At 61.7% G+C, this 18696-nt stretch carries 14 protein-coding genes and 1 pseudogene; 13 read left to right on the top strand and 2 right to left on the bottom strand.

The genetic code is table 11. From position 1 onward, the window contains the following. The first annotated feature begins 371 nt into the window (after positions 1-371). Complete coding sequence (locus ACA041_RS11865; protein WP_497441264.1) at positions 372-1460, top strand: LLM class flavin-dependent oxidoreductase; 1089 nt, start codon at positions 372-374, stop codon at positions 1458-1460. 115 nt (positions 1461-1575) lie between these two features. Here the strand turns inward: ACA041_RS11865 and ACA041_RS11860 are convergent, their stop codons facing one another. Beyond that, entirely contained in the window at positions 1576-2370 is a 795-nt protein-coding gene (locus tag ACA041_RS11860) for a class II aldolase/adducin family protein (protein ID WP_497441263.1), read from the bottom strand. Positions 2371-2492: 122 nt separating this feature from the next. Beyond that, the gene (locus tag ACA041_RS11855) at positions 2493-3398 is read right to left on the bottom strand and encodes a LysR family transcriptional regulator (protein ID WP_497441262.1); all 906 of its coding nucleotides are present in this window, start codon (positions 3396-3398) and stop codon (positions 2493-2495) included. A gap of 231 nt (positions 3399-3629) precedes the next feature. Here ACA041_RS11855 and ACA041_RS11850 point away from each other — a divergent pair, with 231 nt between their 5' ends. The 12 genes and pseudogenes from ACA041_RS11850 (at position 3630) to ACA041_RS11795 (ending at position 18688) form a co-directional block, all read left to right on the top strand. Then, positions 3630-4238, top strand: coding sequence for a cysteine dioxygenase family protein (locus tag ACA041_RS11850; RefSeq protein WP_497441261.1), 609 nt, complete (start codon positions 3630-3632; stop codon positions 4236-4238). Continuing rightward, complete coding sequence (locus tag ACA041_RS11845; protein WP_497441260.1) at positions 4235-5818, top strand: rhodanese-related sulfurtransferase; 1584 nt, start codon at positions 4235-4237, stop codon at positions 5816-5818. Before ACA041_RS11850 ends, ACA041_RS11845 begins: the two co-directional genes overlap by 4 nt. Before the next feature lie 183 nt (positions 5819-6001). Beyond that, positions 6002-6595, top strand: a pseudogene (locus ACA041_RS11840) (TauD/TfdA dioxygenase family protein). A 649-nt stretch (positions 6596-7244) separates the two neighbouring features. After that, the gene (locus ACA041_RS11835) at positions 7245-8207 is read left to right on the top strand and encodes an ABC transporter substrate-binding protein (RefSeq protein ID WP_497441259.1); all 963 of its coding nucleotides are present in this window, start codon (positions 7245-7247) and stop codon (positions 8205-8207) included. A 27-nt stretch (positions 8208-8234) separates the two neighbouring features. Beyond that, positions 8235-9581, top strand: a complete 1347-nt coding sequence (locus ACA041_RS11830; protein WP_497441258.1) for an LLM class flavin-dependent oxidoreductase — start codon at positions 8235-8237, stop codon at positions 9579-9581. After that, positions 9578-10261, top strand: coding sequence for a peroxiredoxin-like family protein (locus ACA041_RS11825; protein WP_497441257.1), 684 nt, complete (start codon positions 9578-9580; stop codon positions 10259-10261). The genes ACA041_RS11830 and ACA041_RS11825 overlap by 4 nt, the downstream gene beginning before the upstream one ends. 13 nt (positions 10262-10274) lie before the next feature. After that, entirely contained in the window at positions 10275-11285 is a 1011-nt protein-coding gene (locus ACA041_RS11820; protein ID WP_497441256.1) for an ABC transporter substrate-binding protein, read from the top strand. A 17-nt stretch (positions 11286-11302) separates the two neighbouring features. After that, complete coding sequence (locus ACA041_RS11815) at positions 11303-12490, top strand: acyl-CoA dehydrogenase family protein (protein WP_497441255.1); 1188 nt, start codon at positions 11303-11305, stop codon at positions 12488-12490. Beyond that, the gene (locus ACA041_RS11810; RefSeq protein ID WP_497441254.1) at positions 12487-13446 is read left to right on the top strand and encodes a D-isomer specific 2-hydroxyacid dehydrogenase family protein; all 960 of its coding nucleotides are present in this window, start codon (positions 12487-12489) and stop codon (positions 13444-13446) included. Before ACA041_RS11815 ends, ACA041_RS11810 begins: the two co-directional genes overlap by 4 nt. A gap of 454 nt (positions 13447-13900) precedes the next feature. Continuing rightward, entirely contained in the window at positions 13901-15475 is a 1575-nt protein-coding gene (locus ACA041_RS11805) for a flavin monoamine oxidase family protein (protein WP_497441253.1), read from the top strand. A gap of 189 nt (positions 15476-15664) precedes the next feature. Next, entirely contained in the window at positions 15665-16162 is a 498-nt protein-coding gene (locus ACA041_RS11800; RefSeq protein ID WP_497441252.1) for a RidA family protein, read from the top strand. Positions 16163-16198: 36 nt separating this feature from the next. Continuing rightward, on the top strand, positions 16199-18688 hold the full coding sequence (locus ACA041_RS11795; protein ID WP_497441251.1) for a TonB-dependent receptor plug domain-containing protein: 2490 nt from the start codon (positions 16199-16201) through the stop codon (positions 18686-18688). The last annotated feature ends 8 nt before the right edge of the window (positions 18689-18696 follow it).

The raw sequence follows: 18696 nt of genomic DNA, 5'->3' as shown, positions 1-18696 counted from the left end.
CCTATAAAGAACATGGCTGAGGCGCCATGGGTGAGCTTTGGATTCATGCTATTCGCATAAAAAACCTCAGTGAAATTCTTTTTAGGAATAAGCTAATATGATTAAAAATCAGATAAACGACTCAACAAATAAATTATTTGCATAATTAATGCATCAAGGCCCCGCCCTTTCCGGGCGCGGGCATTGAGGGAGGTTAAAATGCGCATTGTTGATATCTCAGATTTATCATGATTCATTAACTTAATAATAAACTTAGAACAAAACGGCATTTCACAGGTGCGCCCTGCTGCGCCTACTTTCGTCACCACCGAGTCCGACCCCATGCCAGGCGGAGGCTTGAATCACCTCCAGACAACGACAAGGATCTCAGCATGAGCATTGAATTCATCGGTTACATCGGCGGCCATCACTCTTCGGAAATCCATCCCCGCAGCGGCCCTGTCCTGCAACCCGAGTACGTGGAAAAAGTCGCCCGCGCCCACGACGAGGCCGGGTTCGATCGCGCCCTGGTGGCCTTTCATTCCAACAGTCCAGACAGCACCTTGATTGCCTCCCATGCCGCCAGCGTGACGAAAAACCTCAAGTTCCTCATCGCCCACCGCCCGGGGTTTGCCGCGCCGACCCTGGCCGCGCGACAGTTCGCCACCCTCGACGTGTTCAATGGCGGACGCACCGCCGTGCACATCATCACCGGGGGCGATGACGGTGAATTGCGGGCTGATGGCAGCTATATCGGCAAGGACGAGCGGTATGCGCGCACCGATGAATACCTCGACGTGGTGCGCCAGGAATGGACCAGTGACAAGCCTTTCGACTATCAGGGCACGTATTACCAAGTCGAAGGCGCGCACTCGGCGGTGAAGTCGCCGCAACAGCCGCACATCCCGCTGTATTTCGGCGGCTCGTCGACGGCGGCCATCGAGGTCGCGGGCAAGCATGCGGATGTCTATGCGCTGTGGGGTGAAACCTACGAGCAAGTGCGCGAGGTGGTGAGACAGGTGCGTGCCGAGGCGGCCAGGCATGGCCGCGAGATTCGCTTCAGCCTGTCGTTGCGCCCGATCCTGGCGGACACCGAAGAGCTGGCCTGGGAACGTGCCGAGCGCATCCTGCAACAAGCCACCGCCCTGGCCGAACAGAACGGCTTTGTACGCCGCGAGCCACCGAACGAAGGCTCCCGACGCCTGCTGGCGGCAGCGGCCCAGGGTTCACGCCTGGACAAGCGCCTGTGGACCGGGATCGCCGGCTTGCTCGGCGCACAAGGCAACTCGACGTCACTGGTAGGCACACCTGAACAAGTGGCTGAAGCCCTGCTCGACTATTACGACCTGGGCATCACCACCTTCCTGATCCGCGGCTTCGACCCGCTCGACGATGCCATCGACTACGGCAAGCGCCTGATCCCGCTGACCCGCCAATTGGTCGCCGAGCGTGAACGGCAGGCAGCGGAAAAAGTGGCTTGAAAGCACTGAGCCTCTAATGTGGGAGCGGGCTTGCTCGCGAAGGCGTCGGCAGATCCAACGCATATGCTAACTGACAGACCGCTTTCGCGAGCAGGCTCGCTCCTGCATTTCGGACTCAGTCCTTGTACTCGATATCCGTGCGCTCCAACTGCCGGATCAGCGCATTCCAGTGCCGCGCCACGCCCGGCCCATCCCCGCTTTTGAACACCTCGGCCTGCTTCTCGACCTTGGCCACCACTTGCGCCGGCGGAAAGATCAATTCGGCGTTGCCACCTGCCTGCGCCGCGATCTGGATATTGCAGGCGCGCTCCAGACCGTGCAGTTGCTGGAATGCATGCTCGACACTGATGCCCGCGGTCAGCAGCCCGTGATTGCGCAGGATCAACACGCTTTTATCCCCCAGGTCGGCCACCAGGCGTTCGCGCTCGTCGAGGTCCAATGCCACGCCTTCGTAACCGTGATAAGCCACGCGCCCGGAAAAACCGATGGCGTGCTGGGAGATCGGCAACAGGCCGTCACGCTGGGCGGACACCGCGATGCCGTCGCGGGTATGGGTATGCAGCACCGCTTGCAGGTCCGGCCGCGCGCCATGAATGGCGCTGTGGATCACGTAGCCGGCGTAGTTGATGCCCAGCCCCGTCGGGTCGTCGACGAGGGTGCCGTCGATGTCCACCTTGACCAGGTTGGAGGCGGTGATTTCGTCGAACAGCAGCCCGAAAGCATTGATCAGGAAATGCTCGTCCGGCCCCGGCACCCGCGCGGAAAAATGGGTGTAGATGTGGTCGGTCCACTTGAACAGGGCCGCCAGCCGATAGGCCGCGGCCAGTTTGACGCGCACTTCCCATTCTTCCGGGCTTACACGCTGGCGAACATTTTTCGAGACACTGGATAACGGACTGACGCTGCTCATGGCAAAACTTCCTGGATGGCCTTAAGGTCTCCAGCAAGCCTATGGCAAGGCAAAAAATAATAAAAAGCACATTTTAATCTAAGCTAATTATCATTTTTTTTTATTATCTCCCTCCCCCTCCTTCACGCCGCACTCTTGATCTTCTGCAATGAGCCGGCGACCAGTTTGCCGAAGGCGTCGACCGGGCCCTGCAGGTTGCCGAGGAAATGCGGATAGATCAGCCACAAATCCATCACCGGCTTGAAATCCTTGAGCGGCATCACCGCCAACTGATCGAAATGCGCGCTGCGTTCCAGCAACGGACGCGGCACCAATCCCAGTCCCAGGCCGTCAGCGACCAGGCCCAACTGCAATTCGGTACCGAACGTTTCCAGGTTGACCCGCAGGGCCAGGCCCTGGTCCGACAGGGTGCGTTGCAAGCCGGCACGGAAGCCGCAGCCATCGGGGTTGAGAATCCAGCCACTCTGGTAGACGTCTGCCAGTTTGCAGGGACGCTTGGGCATTTGATCCTTGGCGCACACCACCACCAGCTCCATCTTGCCGATCGACTCGCCGACAATGTTGTCCGGGAAAATCTTGCCCGCCGGGAACAGCGCCGCCGCCGCGTCCAGCTCCCCGCGCTCGATCTTGCCGACCAGTTGACTGCCCCAACCCGTGGCCACCTGCGCCCGCAAGTCGGGGTATTCGAGGCGCAAATGCTTGAGTGCATCGAGCAGCACCACATCACCGATGGTTTGCGGAACGCCCAGGCGCAACAACCCGGTGGGCGGCGCATCGGTGGCCACCAGTTCGCGCAATGCATCCATTTCCCGCAGGATCAATCGGCACTGTTCATACACCCGTGTCCCGATCAGCGTGGGCTTGAGTGGCTTGGTGTTGCGGTCGAACAGCTCCACACCCAACGCCTGCTCAAAGTTCTGCACGCGCCGCGTGATGGCCGGCTGGGTCAGTTGCAACGACTCGGCGGCATGGCTGATGGACTGGCAACGAATCACTTCGACAAAGGCGTCGATATCATCAATTTTCATTTGGCCCGCACATAGAGAACAGTCGATAAGATGTCTGAAAAGCATAGTTCTATTGTTGGAATCTGGATAGTCCGCCGTATTCCTCAGCACCGGTCACTGGCGTCTCAGGTCATGCAACCCGATTATTAATTCCTTTCGGCTATAACCTAATCATTAAACAATCGCATATTGATCTAAAACATTATGCTTAAATCAAAGGGTCAACTTTCAGAACGAACAATGGAAATCGCCATGACCCAGGCCCGACACCCGGAGAGACTCAGAGCATTCATAGGCGCCCTGGCGGAATTGATCGACGGCAATCCCCGCGAGGGTGATCTGCTGCATCGCGGCGGCAAGCTGCTCGCGCAACTGGTCAGCCATGATGACTGGCTGCCCGACGATTTTGCCCAACCGGATCCAGAACGCTATCAACAGTTTTTGCTGCATGCCGATTCACGCCAGCGCTTCAGTATCGTCAGTTTTGTCTGGGGGCCGGGACAACGCACGCCCATCCATGATCATCGGGTCTGGGGCCTGATCGGCATGTTGCGCGGTTCGGAGTACTCGCAAGGGTTCGCCCGTAACCCTGACGGCAGCCTGGTGCCCGAGGGCCGGCGGATACAGCTGGTGCCGGGTCAGGTCGAAGCGGTGTCGCCGAAGATCGGCGACATTCATCAAGTCAGCAACGCCTTCGACGATCAGGTCTCGATCAGCATCCATGTCTATGGCGCCAACATCGGTGCCGTGCGCCGCGCGGTGTACCAGCCCGACGGCAGCGAGAAATTGTTTATCTCCGGTTATTCCAACGCCTTTCTCCCCAATATCTGGGATTTGTCCAAAGAGAGCCAAGCCCTATGAGCACTGCACCTACCCGCTCCTACGCCGAGATCCGCCAGGCCCTGCTGAACCGTGAAGAACTGGCGCTGGTGGATGTGCGCGAAGAAGCGCCTTTCGCTGAAGCGCATCCGCTGTTCGCCGCCAACATTCCACTGTCCAAGCTCGAGCTTGAGGTGTACTCGCGGATTCCTCGACGCGATACCCAGGTGACTGTCTACGACAATGGCGAAGGCCTGGCGGACATCGCCGCCCGGCGCTTGCAGGACCTTGGCTATACCCGGGTCAGCCTGCTCGAAGGCGGCCTGGAAGGTTGGCGCGTCAACGGTGGCGAGCTGTTTATCGACGTCAACGTGCCGAGCAAAGCCTTTGGCGAACTGGTCGAAAGCCAGCGCCACACGCCATCCCTGGCGGCGGAAGAGGTTCAGGCGCTGCTCGACAGCGAGGCGGACGTGGTGGTACTCGATGCCCGACGCTTCGATGAATACCAGACCATGAGCATTCCCACCGGCATCAGCGTACCGGGGGCGGAACTGGTGCTGCGTGCCCGGGAACTGGCACCGGACCCCGCCACGCGCATCATCGTCAACTGCGCCGGGCGCACCCGCAGCATCATCGGCACCCAGTCGCTGATCAATGCCGGCATCGCCAACCCGGTGTCAGCCTTGCGCAACGGCACCATCGGCTGGACCCTGGCCGGTCAAAAACTGCAGCACGGCCAGTCGCGCCGCTTCGCCCCGACCAGTGAAGAACATCGCCAAGTCGCGGCCAGCGATGCCCGCCGCGTCGCCGACAAGGCCCTGGTGGGCCGCGCGACCCTGGCGGACCTGCAACGCTGGCAACAGGAACCGGCACGCAGCACCTACCTGTTTGATGTGCGCACCCCGGAAGAATTCGAAGCCGGGCACCTGCCTTCGGCCCGCTCGACACCGGGCGGCCAGCTGGTGCAGGAAACCGACCACTTCGCCAGTGTGCGCGGCGCGCGCCTGGTGCTGGTCGACGACGATGGCGTGCGCGCCAACATGTCGGCGTCCTGGCTCGCGCAACTGGGCTGGGAAGTGCACGTGCTGGATGACCTGCAGCCAGCGCACTTCAGCGAGAAAGGCGCCTGGCAGGCACCGGTCCCCGCGCAGCAGCAAGCCGAGGAAATCAGCCCCGAGACCCTGGCCGATTGGTTGACCCATGGCGACACCGCCGTGCTGGATTTCACCAGCAGCGCCAATTACGTCAAACGCCATATCCCCGGTGCCTGGTGGGTGCTGCGCGGGCAACTGCGCGACGCCCTGGCGAAGGTGCCGACGGCGCAGCGCTACGTGCTGACCTGCGGCAGCAGCCAGCTGGCACGCCTGGCGGTCGCCGAGGTCGAGGCGCTGACCGGCAAGGCGGTGTTTTTGCTGGGTGGCGGCACCGCCAGCTGGATCGCTGCACAACGGCCACTGGAGGAAGGCGAGACTCACCTGGCCTCGCCGCGCATCGACCGTTATCGCCGTCCCTACGAGGGCACAGATAACCCCCGCGAAGCGATGCAAGCCTATCTGGACTGGGAGTTCGGACTGGTCGAGCAACTGGCCCGCGACGGCACCCATGGCTTTTTTGTGATCTAACCGCCGGCTTCCGGCGGCCTTTGTATCTGTGGGAGCGAGCTTGCTCGCGAGAACACCAAGAGAGCCGCCGGGCATCTGGTTTTACGCGTTATCGTTCACGACCTTCGCGAGCAAGCTCGCTCCTACACACATCCGACCCCTCTCCAGGCGGAGGCTGAACCCACAATCGAGAGGATTTTCATCATGTCCGCTGTCTTGCACCACGCTCCTTCACACGTCACCAAAACACTGCAGGTCACTCGCCTGGAACCCACCATCGGCGCGGAAATCGCCGGCATCGATCTGCGCCAGCCGCTGACCCCGGCGCTGCGCGACGAACTGCGCGGTTTGCTGCTCGAACACAAAGTGATTTACTTCCGCGACCAGGCCATCAGCACCGAACAGCAGATCGCCTTCGCTCGCGAATTCGGCGAGCTCTAGGTGCATCCCACCACCCAGCAAAACGACCCAACCCTACCCCAAGCGCATCTGACTCAAGCCCAGGACGAACGCAAACTCTATGGCCCGAGGATCAGCGGCCGTTGGCACACCGATACCAGCTGGCTGTTGCAGCCCACCCTCGGCGCCGTGTTGCGCGCGGTCGACCTGCCCCCGGTCGGCGGCGACACGCTGTGGGCCGACACAGCTGCGGTCTATCAAGCCTTGCCCGACGAGTTGCGCGAAGAAATCGATGACCTGCACGTGGTCCACTACGGTGATTACCCGCGCCGCATGGAACGGGAGCTGATCGCTTATGACGACATTCCCCATCGGACACGACGCGCCAACGCGGCCTGATCCTCGCCTAACCCTAGTTCCAGCCTGTTAAGAGACATATCGAACGGCCAGTGACTGTGGCGAGGGAGCTTGCTCCCGCTCGGGTGCGCAGCAGCCGTCGCTTTTGGGACGGCTTCGCCGTCCAGCGGGAGCAAGCTCCCTCGCCACAGGTTCTGTATCACGCTTAACGGGTTGGCGTTCCTGGCGCCGCTGCTCCCACAAGGCGTTTGCTGTGCACGCAAAATTTGTGCTCGGCGACGATCCAATGTGGGAGCGAGCCTGCTCGCGAAAGCACTTTCACATTCAGCGTTGATATTGGCTGACACGACGCCTTCGCCGGCAAGCCGGTCTCGCTCCCACAGGTTCTGCGCTGGCGCTGCCGCTTTCGATCGTTCCCACTCTCCACTCTCCAGGACGCTCCGCGTCGCATCAAGAGCCGAACGCAGAGCGTCCGTTGAGGCTTTCCCAAGCGGGAGGGTGGGAACGATCAACGCCCGCTCTAAATGCATTTATTTAATATTACGCAATACGATAATCAGCTAACTTAATAATTAGTATATAACCATAAAGAATTTCACAGCAGCTTTTTATAGAGATAACGTCAACCACAGACCGACCCCTTCTCCAGGCGGAGGCAATACGAAGCGCAACAACCTGCCTGGAGTTTCCCATGTCATTAAATCCCCTGTTGTTGAGCCTGTTCTGCACCTTGGGCTTCACCACATTCAGCCACGCTGCCGACCTTCAACCCTTGCTGGTGGCCAATCAGAAGTCTTCGATCAAGGTGCTGCTGGAAGTCTCCGGCGAGCTGAAGGACGTGCCCTACGACATCCAGTTTTCCGAGTTCCCGGCCGCCGCCCCATTGGGCGAAGCGCTGAATGCCGGCGCCGTGGACATCGGCGCCCTTGGGGATGCGCCCTACGTGTTCGCCCTTGGCGCCGGTGCACCGATCAAGGTGGTCAGCATCGTGCATGCCGAGGGCCGCTACACCACCGCGATCCTCGCGCCCAAGGATTCGGCGCTGAACAACGCCAGCGATCTCAAAGGCAAGAAGATCGTCACCACCCGCGGCTCCATTGGCCACTTCCTGGCGATCAAGGCCTTGCGCAGTGTCGGCCTGAGCACCAGCGATGTGCAGTTCATCTATCTGCTGCCAAGCGAGTCGCGCATCCTGCTGGATAACGGCAGTGCCGACGCCTGGTCGACCTGGGACCCGTACACCACCATTTCCACCACCCAGAATCAGGCCAAGGTTCTGGCCAGTGGCGCAACCCTGCTGACCAACCATTTGTACCTGGCCGCCACCAGCCAGGCCATCGCCGGCAAACGCCAGCAACTCGAAGACTTCGTCGCCCGGGTCGATCGCGCCTACCGCTGGACCAACGCCCACCCCGAGGAATACGCCGCCGCCCAGGCGCGAGTGACCGGTTTGCCGCTGGCGGTGCATGTCGCCGTGGCCAAGGGCACGCACATGGAGCCGGTGGAGATTGACGACAAGGTCATCAGCGGCCTGCAAACCACCGCGGACATCTATCAGGAAGAAGGCATTCTCACCAAACATATCGACGTCTCCCAAGGCTTCGACAAGAGCTTCAACGCCAAGCGTGCCCAACTCAACCAGGCATCTCGATAACGATGCAACTGTTCCAGGAGTAGAACCATGAGCAAGCAACGCCAACTGAAACTCGGAGCGATGGTCCATGGCGTCGGCCATGGCTGGGGCGAATGGCGCCATCCGCAGGCTCAGGCCAACGCCAGCGTGAACTTCGATTTCTACAAGCAACAGACGCAACTGGCCGAGGCGGCGAAGTTCGACTTCGTGTTCATCGCCGACAGCCTGCACATCCATGAAAAGTCCAGCCCGCACTACCTCAATCGCTTCGAGCCGCTGACCATTCTCTCGGCCCTGGCCGCCACCACCCGGCACATCGGCCTGGTCGCGACCGTGACCGTCAGCTACACCGAACCCTTCCAGGTCGCCCGGCAGTTCGCGTCCCTGGACCATATCAGCGGCGGTCGCGCCGGCTGGAACGTGGTGACGTCCTGGCTCAGCGGCACCGCCGACAACTTCGGCAAGGCCGAGCACCCGCCGCATGCCGTGCGCTACCGCATCGCCAAGGAGCACGTCGCCGTGGTCAAGGGCCTGTGGGATTCCTGGGAAGACGATGCCTTCGCCTACGACAAGCAGAGCGGTGAGTTTTTCACTCCCGGCAAGCTGCACGCCCTGGAGCACCAGGGCGAATTTTTCTCGGTAAAGGGCCCACTGAACATCGCCCGTTCCCGGCAAGGTCAGCCGGTGATTTTCCAGGCCGGCACCTCCGAGGCGGGACGCAGTTTCGCCGCCGAAAACTCCGATGCAATTTTCGTCAGCCCCGAGTCCTTCGACGAAGCCCGCGCCTACTACCACGACCTGAAACAACGGGCCAGCGGCTTCGGCCGGGAGGCGCAGAAGCTGTCGATCCTGCCGGGCATCCGCCCGATCGTGGGCCGTGATGAAGCAGAAGTTGAAAGCCGCTATCAGCAAGCGGTGGAACTGGTGACCATCGAGGATGCCATCGTCGCCCTCGGCCGGCCGTTCAACGACCATGACTTCAGCCAATACCCGCTGGATGCGCCGTTCCCCGAGCTGGGCGACCTGGGTTCCAACAGCCAGAAAGGCGGATCGGACCGGATCAAGCAGCTTGCGCGGGATGAAGGCCTGACCTTGCGCGAAGTCGCCCTGCGCTTCTCCCGGCCACGGCGCGATTTCGTCGGTACCCCCGAACAGGTCGCCGACGCCATTCAAACCTGGTTTGAACAAGGCGCCGCGGACGGTTTCATCATTAACTCGTTGCTGCCCGATGGCCTGCAGTATTTCACCGAACTGGTAGTGCCGGTGCTGCAACAACGCGGTCTGTTTCGCGACGAATACAGCGGCAGCACCTTGCGCGACAACCTCGGTCTCGAAGTGCCTGCCAACCGTCACGCGACCACTCAGGTCGAAGAAAAAAGCGAGGCACTGGCATGAGCGAATCCCTTAACCGCCTGTTGGCGAACCTGCATGCCGAACGTGTGGCGACCTGGGAGCCGGCGGCCCTGCAAGTCAATATCGATCAACGCCAACGCCTGGTGGACGAAGCCCGGGGCGACGACTTCGTCAAGGCCGGCGACACCCTTGAGCCCTTCACGTTGTTGAAGGTCGAAGGCGGCAGCCTGAGCCGCGACGAGTTGCTCGCCAACGGTCCTGCGGTGCTGATTTTCTTCCGCTTCGCCGGCTGCCCGGCCTGCAACATCGCCCTACCCTATTACCAGCGCCGGCTCTATCCGCACCTGCAGGCACTGGGGGTGCCGCTGGTGGCGGTCAGCCCGCAGGTGCCGCAAAAGCTGGTGGAGATCAAGACCCGCCATAACCTTGAACTGCAAGTGGCCAGCGACCCGGACAACAGCCTCGGCCGGCGCCTGGGCATTCTCTACAGCTTCGATGAAGCCTCGCGCAAAGCGGCGCTGGCCAAGGGCAAGGGCATCGGCGAAACCACCGGCACCGGTACCTGGGAATTGCCGCAGCCCACAATGGTGGTCATCGCCCGGGACGGCACGGTGGCCTTCGCCGAAGTCAGCCCCGACTGGCTGGCGCGCACCGAAGCCGATCCGGTATTGCGCGCGGTCGAACAGCTGCTGGGGCAAACACCCGTACAACTCGCCATCTGACAAGAGCCTGACCATGACGAAAAAGATCACACAGGGACAGTTCAATCGTCGCGGCTTCCTCACGGCCAGCTCCATCGCCCTGGGTGCGTTGGGGCTGTCCTCCCTGGGGCTGGCCCCGCGCGCGTTCGCCCAAGCCAACAGGCTCTCGGACCTGACCCTGGGCGTCGCCACTTACCGGGGCCAGGATTCCTATTTCAGCGAAGACGCCGGTACCGCCAATACCCCCTACAAAGTCGATTACTCGGAGTTCGCCGGCGGCAACCTGATCGTCGAAGCCTTGGCTTCGGGCAGTCTGGACGTCGGCGGCATGAGCGAGATTCCACCGATCTTCTCGATTCAGAGCCATCGCCAACCGCGGCTGATCGCGGTGCTGCAAGGCGATGTGAACAACCAGGTGTTCCTAATCCCCAAGGACTCGAACCTGGAATCGGTGGCGCAACTGCGCGGCAAACGGGTCGGCTACGTGCGCTCCACCACGTCGCACTATTTCCTGATCAAGGCACTGAAGGAGCAAGGCCTGACCATGAAGGACATCACCCCGGTGGCGCTCACGCCCCAGGATGGTTTCAGTGCATTCCAGAGTGGCCAGCTTGACGCCTGGGTGATCTATGGGGTGTTTATCCAGTTGGCGAAATTCCGCAGTGGTGCCCGGGTGCTGAAAACAGCGCTGGGTTACCTCTCCGGCAACTACCTGATCGCCGCCCGGCCCGCTGCACTGGAAGACCCGATGCGCAAGCAGGCAATCCAGGACTATCTGCAGCGCCAGGCGCGCACGCTGGAATGGATCAACAACAACCCCGAACCCTGGGCCGCGAAATCGGCGCAGTTGCTGGGGGTCGACAAGGCGGTGTTTCTCGACATGTACAACAACCGCAGCCAGCCGTCGAAAATCATTGCCGTGAACGATCAGGCCATTGCTTCGCAGCAGGAAGTGGCTGATCTGTTCTTCCACGCCGGTGTGCTGAGCGAGCGGCTCGACGTCAGTCCGTTGTGGGACAAAAACTTCCCGTTGTTGCCGTTATGAGATCGAGTGAATCCACCATGAGTATTTCTTCCCAACATTCCCCGCCACTGCGATCCGTCGAAGTGGCCCAATTCGAAGCACTGCTCGAAAACATCGGCGCGCAACTGGCCGCCACGGCCCACCTGTATGACGAGAGCGGCGCCTTTCCCCACGACAACTTCAAGCTGTTGCACGAACACGGCCTGGTCGCGTTGACCGTACCCAAGGCCCTGGGCGGTGGCGGCGCAAACCTGGCACAGGCACGCAAGGCCATCAGCGCCATCGCCAAGGGCGAGCCCTCCACCGCCTTGATCCTGGTGATGCAATACCTGCAGCACTCACGGCTGCAAGACAGCCGAACCTGGCCCGACGCGCTGCGCCAGCAGGTGGCCCGGGACGCCGTCGAGCATGGCGCGCTGATCAACGCCTTGCGCGTCGAACCCGACCTCGGCACCCCGGCCCGGGGCGGTCTGCCGGCGACCATCGCCAGGCGTACCTCGGCAGGCTGGCGCATCAGCGGGCGGAAAATCTACTCCACCGGCAGCCATGGCCTGAGCTGGTTCAGCGTCTGGGCCCGCAGCAACGATGAAGACCCGCTGGTCGGCGCCTGGCTGGTGCACAAGGATACGCCGGGCATCAGCATCATCGAGGATTGGGACCACCTGGGCATGCGCGCCACCTGCAGCCATGAGGTGATATTCGACAATGTGCTGGTGCCGCTGGATCACGCCGTCAGCGTCAGCCGCTGGAGCGCGCCGCAAGCCGAGCTCGATGGCGATGGTTTTCTGTGGATGTCGGTGTTGCTGTCATCGGTCTACGACGGCGTCGCCCAGGCGGCCCGCGACTGGCTGGTGAGCTGGCTGGAAAACCGCGCGCCGTCGAACCTGGGCGCAGCGTTGTCGACCCTGCCACGCTTTCAGGAAGCCGTCGGCCACATCGACACCCTGCTGTTCGCCAACCGCAGCCTGCTCGACTCCGCCGCCGAGGGCCACACCCTGGCCAGTCACGCGGCGCAACTGAAATACCTGGTCACCGGCAACGCCATCCGCGCCGTCGAGCTGGCGATCGAGGCCTCCGGCAATCCGGGCCTGTCACGCAATAACCCGCTGCAACGGCATTATCGCGACGTGCTCTGCAGCCGGGTTCACACGCCGCAAAACGACGCCGTCCTGCAAGGTGTCGGCAAAGCGGTCTTCGCCCAGCGCCAGCCAAAGGAACGCCCATGAGCCAGCTCATCATCGCCAGCCAACTGGATGAAGACTTCAACGAAGTGATCCGCCAGCGCCTCGCGCACAGCCACCCGGGAGCCCGGGTCATCGGCGTGCCGGCTGGAGTGCCGAGCGACCTGCCGGCCGAGGTCGGCATCCTGCTGGCGCGGCCGATCAATGTGCGTGGCTATCTGGCGCCGGATACGCCGCCACCGGGTTGGCCCTATGGTTTGAAATGGATTCAGGTGGTGTCTTCGGGCATCGATTTCTACCCGCAATGGCTGTTCAACGGCCCACCGGTGAGCACCTCGCGTGGCAGCGCCGCGGAGAACATCGCCGAGTTCGCCCTGGCCGCGATCTTCGCTGCGGCCAAGCGCTTGCCGGACATCTGGGTGCATGACTCACAATGGAATTTCACTGCGCTGACACCGCTCAAGGGCACCACGCTGGGGATTCTCGGCTTCGGCGCCATTGGCCGCAGCCTCGCGTCCAAGGCCAGCGCCCTGGGCATCAAGGTGCTGACGTTGCGTCAGAGCCAGACGCCGTTCGAGGTAGAAGGCGTAGAAGCGGCGCGGGATATCCATGACCTGTTTGCCCGTGCCGATCACCTGGTGCTGGCCGCGCCCTTGACCGCCTCGACCCGGCACATCGTCGACAGTGCCGTGCTGGCCAGCGCCAAACCCGGCCTGCACCTGATCAACATCGCACGGGGTGGCCTGCTCGACCATGGGGCACTGTTGGAAGCCTTGGACAGCGGGAGCATCGGCCTGGCCTCGCTGGACGTCACCGAACCCGAGCCCTTGCCGGACGGCCACCCGCTCTACGCCCACCCAAGGGTGCGCCTGTCGCCCCATACCTCGGCGATTTCCAGTAACAGTCGCCACGAAATTGCCGACAGCTTCCTGGCCAATCTGGAGCGCCACCTCAATGGCCTGGCGTTGGAGAATCAGGCGGACGTACAGCGCGGGTATTGATTCCGAGTCATTCCCTTCCACCGTCATCGCGGGCAAGTCGAATCGTCGCACCGCCGCTCCCACAGGATATGTACATCACCTGTGAGAGCGGTCTTGCCCGCGATTGCGTTATATCTGCCAAAAAATCAACATCATATTTATGCATTTAATACTAATAATTAATGCCTATTTTTTATAATTACCTTATAACTAATCGGACTTTTACAGCGCCTGTTTATACAAATATTGTTACAACCATCACCGACCCCTGACCAGGTGGAGGCCCACGGAACTGCACGTTTTTCCGGCCGACACCACTCCACGGTCAACTGCGGCAACCCAACCTGAATCCGCCTCAAAACGCCCCGCCATGGCTTGCAAACCCTGGCTACGGCAACGCTTTGCCCAAAAAACATAACGACGCCAACGCTGCACCCATTTTCAACGATGTGCAGGTACCCCAAGGAGCAACACTATGGCTTTCACCCGCAGGGAACTGATCTCCCGTATTGCCGCCGTCGGTGGCTATTCCGCCGCTGTCAGCGCCCTCGGTGCACTGGGGCTGACGCCCCAGGCCGTGGCGGCAAGTTTCAACCCGCTGCAACTGGGCAGCAGTGGCAAAGGCAAGCATGTGGTGGTGGTCGGTGCCGGCATTTCCGGGCTGGTCAGCGCCTACGAGCTGCGCAAGGCCGGTTTCAGCGTGACCATTCTCGAAGCCCGGGAGCGGATCGGTGGGCGCAACTGGACCCTGCGTCGCGGCAGCAAAATAGATTTCGACGACGACGTCAGCCAGACCGTCGACTTCGATGACGGGCAGTTTTTCAACGCCGGCCCCGCACGCATTCCCAGCCATCACCAGACCATCCTCGGCTACTGCCGCGAGCTGGGCGTCGAGCTGCAAGTGCTGGTCAACAGCAGTCGCAACGCCCTGGCCTTGCCCGACCCGAAACAACCGGCGTTCCAGTTGCGCCAGGCGGTCAACGACACCCGCGGGCAACTGTCCGAACTGCTGGCACGAACCGTCAGCCGCAAGGCCCTGGACCGGGATCTGAGCGCCGACGACCGTCAGGCGCTGTTGAATTTCCTCAAGGTCTACGGCGACCTGAATGCCGACTTGCAATACAAGGGTTCGGTGCGCTCCGGTTACGACCGCGTGCCCGGTGCTGGCGATCAGACCGGCATCACCCGCGCGCCGCTCGAACTGCAGACCCTGCTCAACCCCAAGCTCTGGGGTGCGCTGGTGTTCGATGAAATCCCCGAGTTCTCCTCGACCATGTTCCAACCGGTCGGCGGCATGGACCGCATTCCCCATGCGTTCTACGAAAAGCTCAAGGACGCGGTGCGCCTGAACGCCGAAGTCAGCGATATCCAGACCGCAGAACTTGGCAGCCGCATCACCTACCGGGATCGCAAGACCGGCGCGACCCAGACCCTCAACGCCGACTACGCCATCGTCACCGTGCCCCTGCCGCTGCTGGCCAAACTGCCCAGCAACTTCAGCCTGCCGTTCAAGCAGGCGATTCTCAGCGCGCAAAGCGATCAGGCGAACAAAGTGGCCTGGCAGTCGCCGCGATTCTGGGAGACCGACTTCAACATCTACGGCGGGCTCTCTTACCTGGACCATGAAGTCAAAGGCTTGTGGTACCCCAGCGATCGTTTGAACAGTGCCCAGGGCATTCTGGTGGCGGCCTACAACACCAGCGAATCGGCCCAGGCCTTCAGCAAGAAATCCCTCGCCGAACAGTTCGCCTCGTCCCGGCAAGCCGTGGAACTGCTGCACCCCGGGCACAGCAGCAAGCTGCAAAAACCGGTGGCGATCAACTGGGCCAAGGTGCCTTTCAGCAAAGGTCCGTGGATCGTCAACGACGAGGTCGGCGAGAGCGCCTATCAAATCCTCAACGAGCCTCAGGGCCGCACCTATCTGGCCAGCGACGCCCTCGCCCATGGCGGCGTCGGCATCTGGCAGAACAGCGCCGCCGACTCGGCGCGGCGCATCGTTTCGCTGATCGGTAGACATGCCGAACGCCAGCAACCGGGCGTTGCCGCCTGATGCCGCTCAATCAACCAATCCCCTGTGGGAGCGAGCTTGCTCCGGGCGGCGATCCGACGAAGACGGCGGCACAGTCAACATTTTTGTCGCCTGCCCCCCCGCCTTCGCGAGCAGGCTCGCTCCCACAGGTTCATCAACTGACTGGCATTAAGCGTGACCGCCTGACTTTGTTAATTAAAGGACTGAACGATGAAAACCATGACTTTGCTCACAGGACTCCTCATGACCGCCACCGCCCTCACCAGCCACGCCGACGAGATCAAACGCATCGCCCTGCCCAACTCGACTTTCCCGATTTCCCTGGCGGTATCGGTGCCGGCGCAAACCGACCTGCTGTTCGTCAGCGGCCTGCTCGCCGACCTGCATGACCCGAAAGCGCCGAAGGATTCCTTTGCCGCCTACGGCGATACCGCGACCCAGACCACCTCGATTCTGAACAAGCTCAAAGGCGTACTGGAAAGCCAGGGTCTGGGGTTGGGCGATGTGGTGCAACTTCGAGTGTTCCTGGTGGGTGATCCGGCCAAGGGCGGCAAGCTCGACTTCGCCGGGCTTCAAGAAGGCTATACGCCGTTCTTCGGCAGCACCGCGCAACCGAACAAACCGGCGCGCACCGCCGTTCAAGTGGTGGCCCTGCCGCTGCCCGGTGGCCTGGTGGAAATCGAGGCCGTCGCTGCGCGCAAGAAGTGACACGGAATTCACCCGACATTCAGGAGCTTCACGCTTATGTTCAATCACTCAGGGCGCGGTACAGCGCCGACGCACCGTCCCTTATTACTGCCACTGTCGATTGCCTGCGGTCTCGCCTCGTTCAACGTCGAAGCCGCCGACACCAGCGCTCCCACCCTCAATACCGTGGTCGTCACCGGCAACCGTGGCGCCGAACAACGCACCGTGACCACCAGCCCGACCCCCATCGACGTAGTGACCGGCGAACAACTGCGCTCGGTGGGTAAACCGAGCCTGCTGGAGGCACTGAGTAAATTCATCCCCTCCTTCAACCTGCCCGACCGCGCCGGTTGGGACGCGAGCGGTGTGGTGCGATCCGCTACTCTGCGCGGCCTGACCGCGTCCCATGTGCTGGTGCTGGTCAATGGCAAGCGGCGGCATACCAGCGCCACGCTGAACATCAACGGCATCAACAGCGGCGCGGCGCCTAGCGATCTGGACCTGATCCCGGTGGCGTCGATCGATCATATCGAGGTGCTGCGTGACGGTGCCGCCGCCCAATACGGTTCGGATGCGATTTCCGGGGTGATCAACATCATCCTCAAGCAGACCACCGGCGGCAGTTCCGACACCAGCCTCGGCCAGGGCTACGACGGCAAACGCGGGACCGGGCAAGAGGCGATCAACTATGGTTTTGAAGTCGGCGAAGCCGGCGTGCTCAACCTGTCGCTCGACACCCGCTACCAGGAACGGGACAACAAGGCCGGCAGCAACGGCTACAGCTCGCACTACTACCCACTGGCCGATGGTTCTCCCGACCCGCGTGAAGCCAGCTCCAGCCATCACACCTACAAAGGCTATGGCTTGCCGCGCAGTCAACTGGCCGATGTCGGGTACAACCTCGACCTGCCGCTGAACGATGCCGTCACCCTCTATTCGTTCTCGACCCTGGCCACCCGGGAGAACAACGACGGCCAGAACTTCCGCCTGCCGAGCGGGCGCAACACCATCACCACCGGTCCCAATGGCTATCCCGATGGTTACAGCCCGTACTGGCTGATCAACGAAACCGACTTCCAGTCCGCATTCGGGGCCAAGGGCGACGACATCGGCGGTTGGGCCTGGGACGTGAGCAGTACCTATGGGCGCAACTATGCCAAGCAGCGAACCTACAACAACCAGAACCCGTCGCTGGGTGAAAACACGCCCAACAAATTCACCTCGGGCATTTACATCGCCGATCAGTTGACCAGCAACCTCGACCTGAAAAACAGCTACGAGATCGGTCTGGCCAAGCCCCTGGATGTCGCCTTCGGTTTCGAGCATCGGCGCGAAAGCTACGAGACCCGGGCGGGATCAGAAGCGTCGTATATCGACGGTGGCTACGTGTTTCCGGCCGGCCATCCGCGTGCCGGGGAACGCCCCGATCCGGGCGCTCAGGTCACCAACGGCATCACTCCTGACGATGCGCAAAAGATCAGCCGCAACAGCGTCGCCAGCTACATCGATCTGGGTTTCTATCCGGTCGAGCAGTGGTACCTCGGTGTCGCCGCACGTTATGAGCATTACAACGAAGGGGTCGGCGCAACCCGCAGCGGCAAGCTCAGCACCCGCTACGAATTCAACCCAGTGTTCTCGGTGCGCGGCACCATCAGCAACGGCTTTCGCGCACCGTCGCTGGCCAACCAGATCTTCACCGCGCGCTCGACCGGGTTCGACACCATCAATGGCGTCTACCAGTCCTACAACTACGTGATCCTGCCGGTCGACTCGGCAGGCGCACAGGCACTGGGTGCCGAGTCGTTGAAACCCGAGCGCTCGACCAACTTCAGCCTCGGTTTCGCCCTGACCCCCAGTGAAGACCTGAGCCTGACCGTGGACGGCTACGTGATCAACCTGCGCGACCGCCTGGTGCTCAGTGAACGCTTCCAGGGCCCGGGCGTCGCCGCCCTGCTCGACAGCATCGGCGTGCCGGCCACCGCCGGGGCGCAGTACTTCACCAATGGCGCCAACACCCGCACCTCGGGGGTCGATGTGGTCGGTAACTACCGGCAGGACCTCAACCGGTTCGGCTCGGTGCGCTGGACCGCGGCGCTGAACTACAACCACACGCAAATCCTCAGCGTCAACGAAACCCCGTCGCAACTCACGGCCCTGGGCAGCAACTTTCAATTGCTCGGGCGCCAGTCGCGGGCGTTGATCACCAAGACCTCCCCCAGCAGCAAGATGATCTTCTCCGCCGACTGGGCGATCCGCAACTTCGACGTCAACTTGCGGCTGACCCGCTATGGCACGTACACCGAGGTCAACAGTTCCAGCGATCCGAGCCTGGATCGCGAATATTCGGCCAAATGGATTACCGACCTCGACGTGGCGTATGCGATCAACAAACAGCTGACCGTGGCCGTGGGTGCGCAGAACCTGTTCGACAAATACCCCGATCATATTGGCGTGCCGAATAGCTCCTTCGGTGATAACTGGGGTAGTTATTCGCCGTTCGGTTTTACGGGTGGGTACTACTACACGCGGTTGCAGTACGCGTTCTGACTACTTGA

Source organism: Pseudomonas sp. LBUM1676 (genome assembly GCF_059695605.1).
Note: the sequence above shows the minus strand (reverse complement) of the source record. Positions and strands in the feature narration are given on the sequence as shown.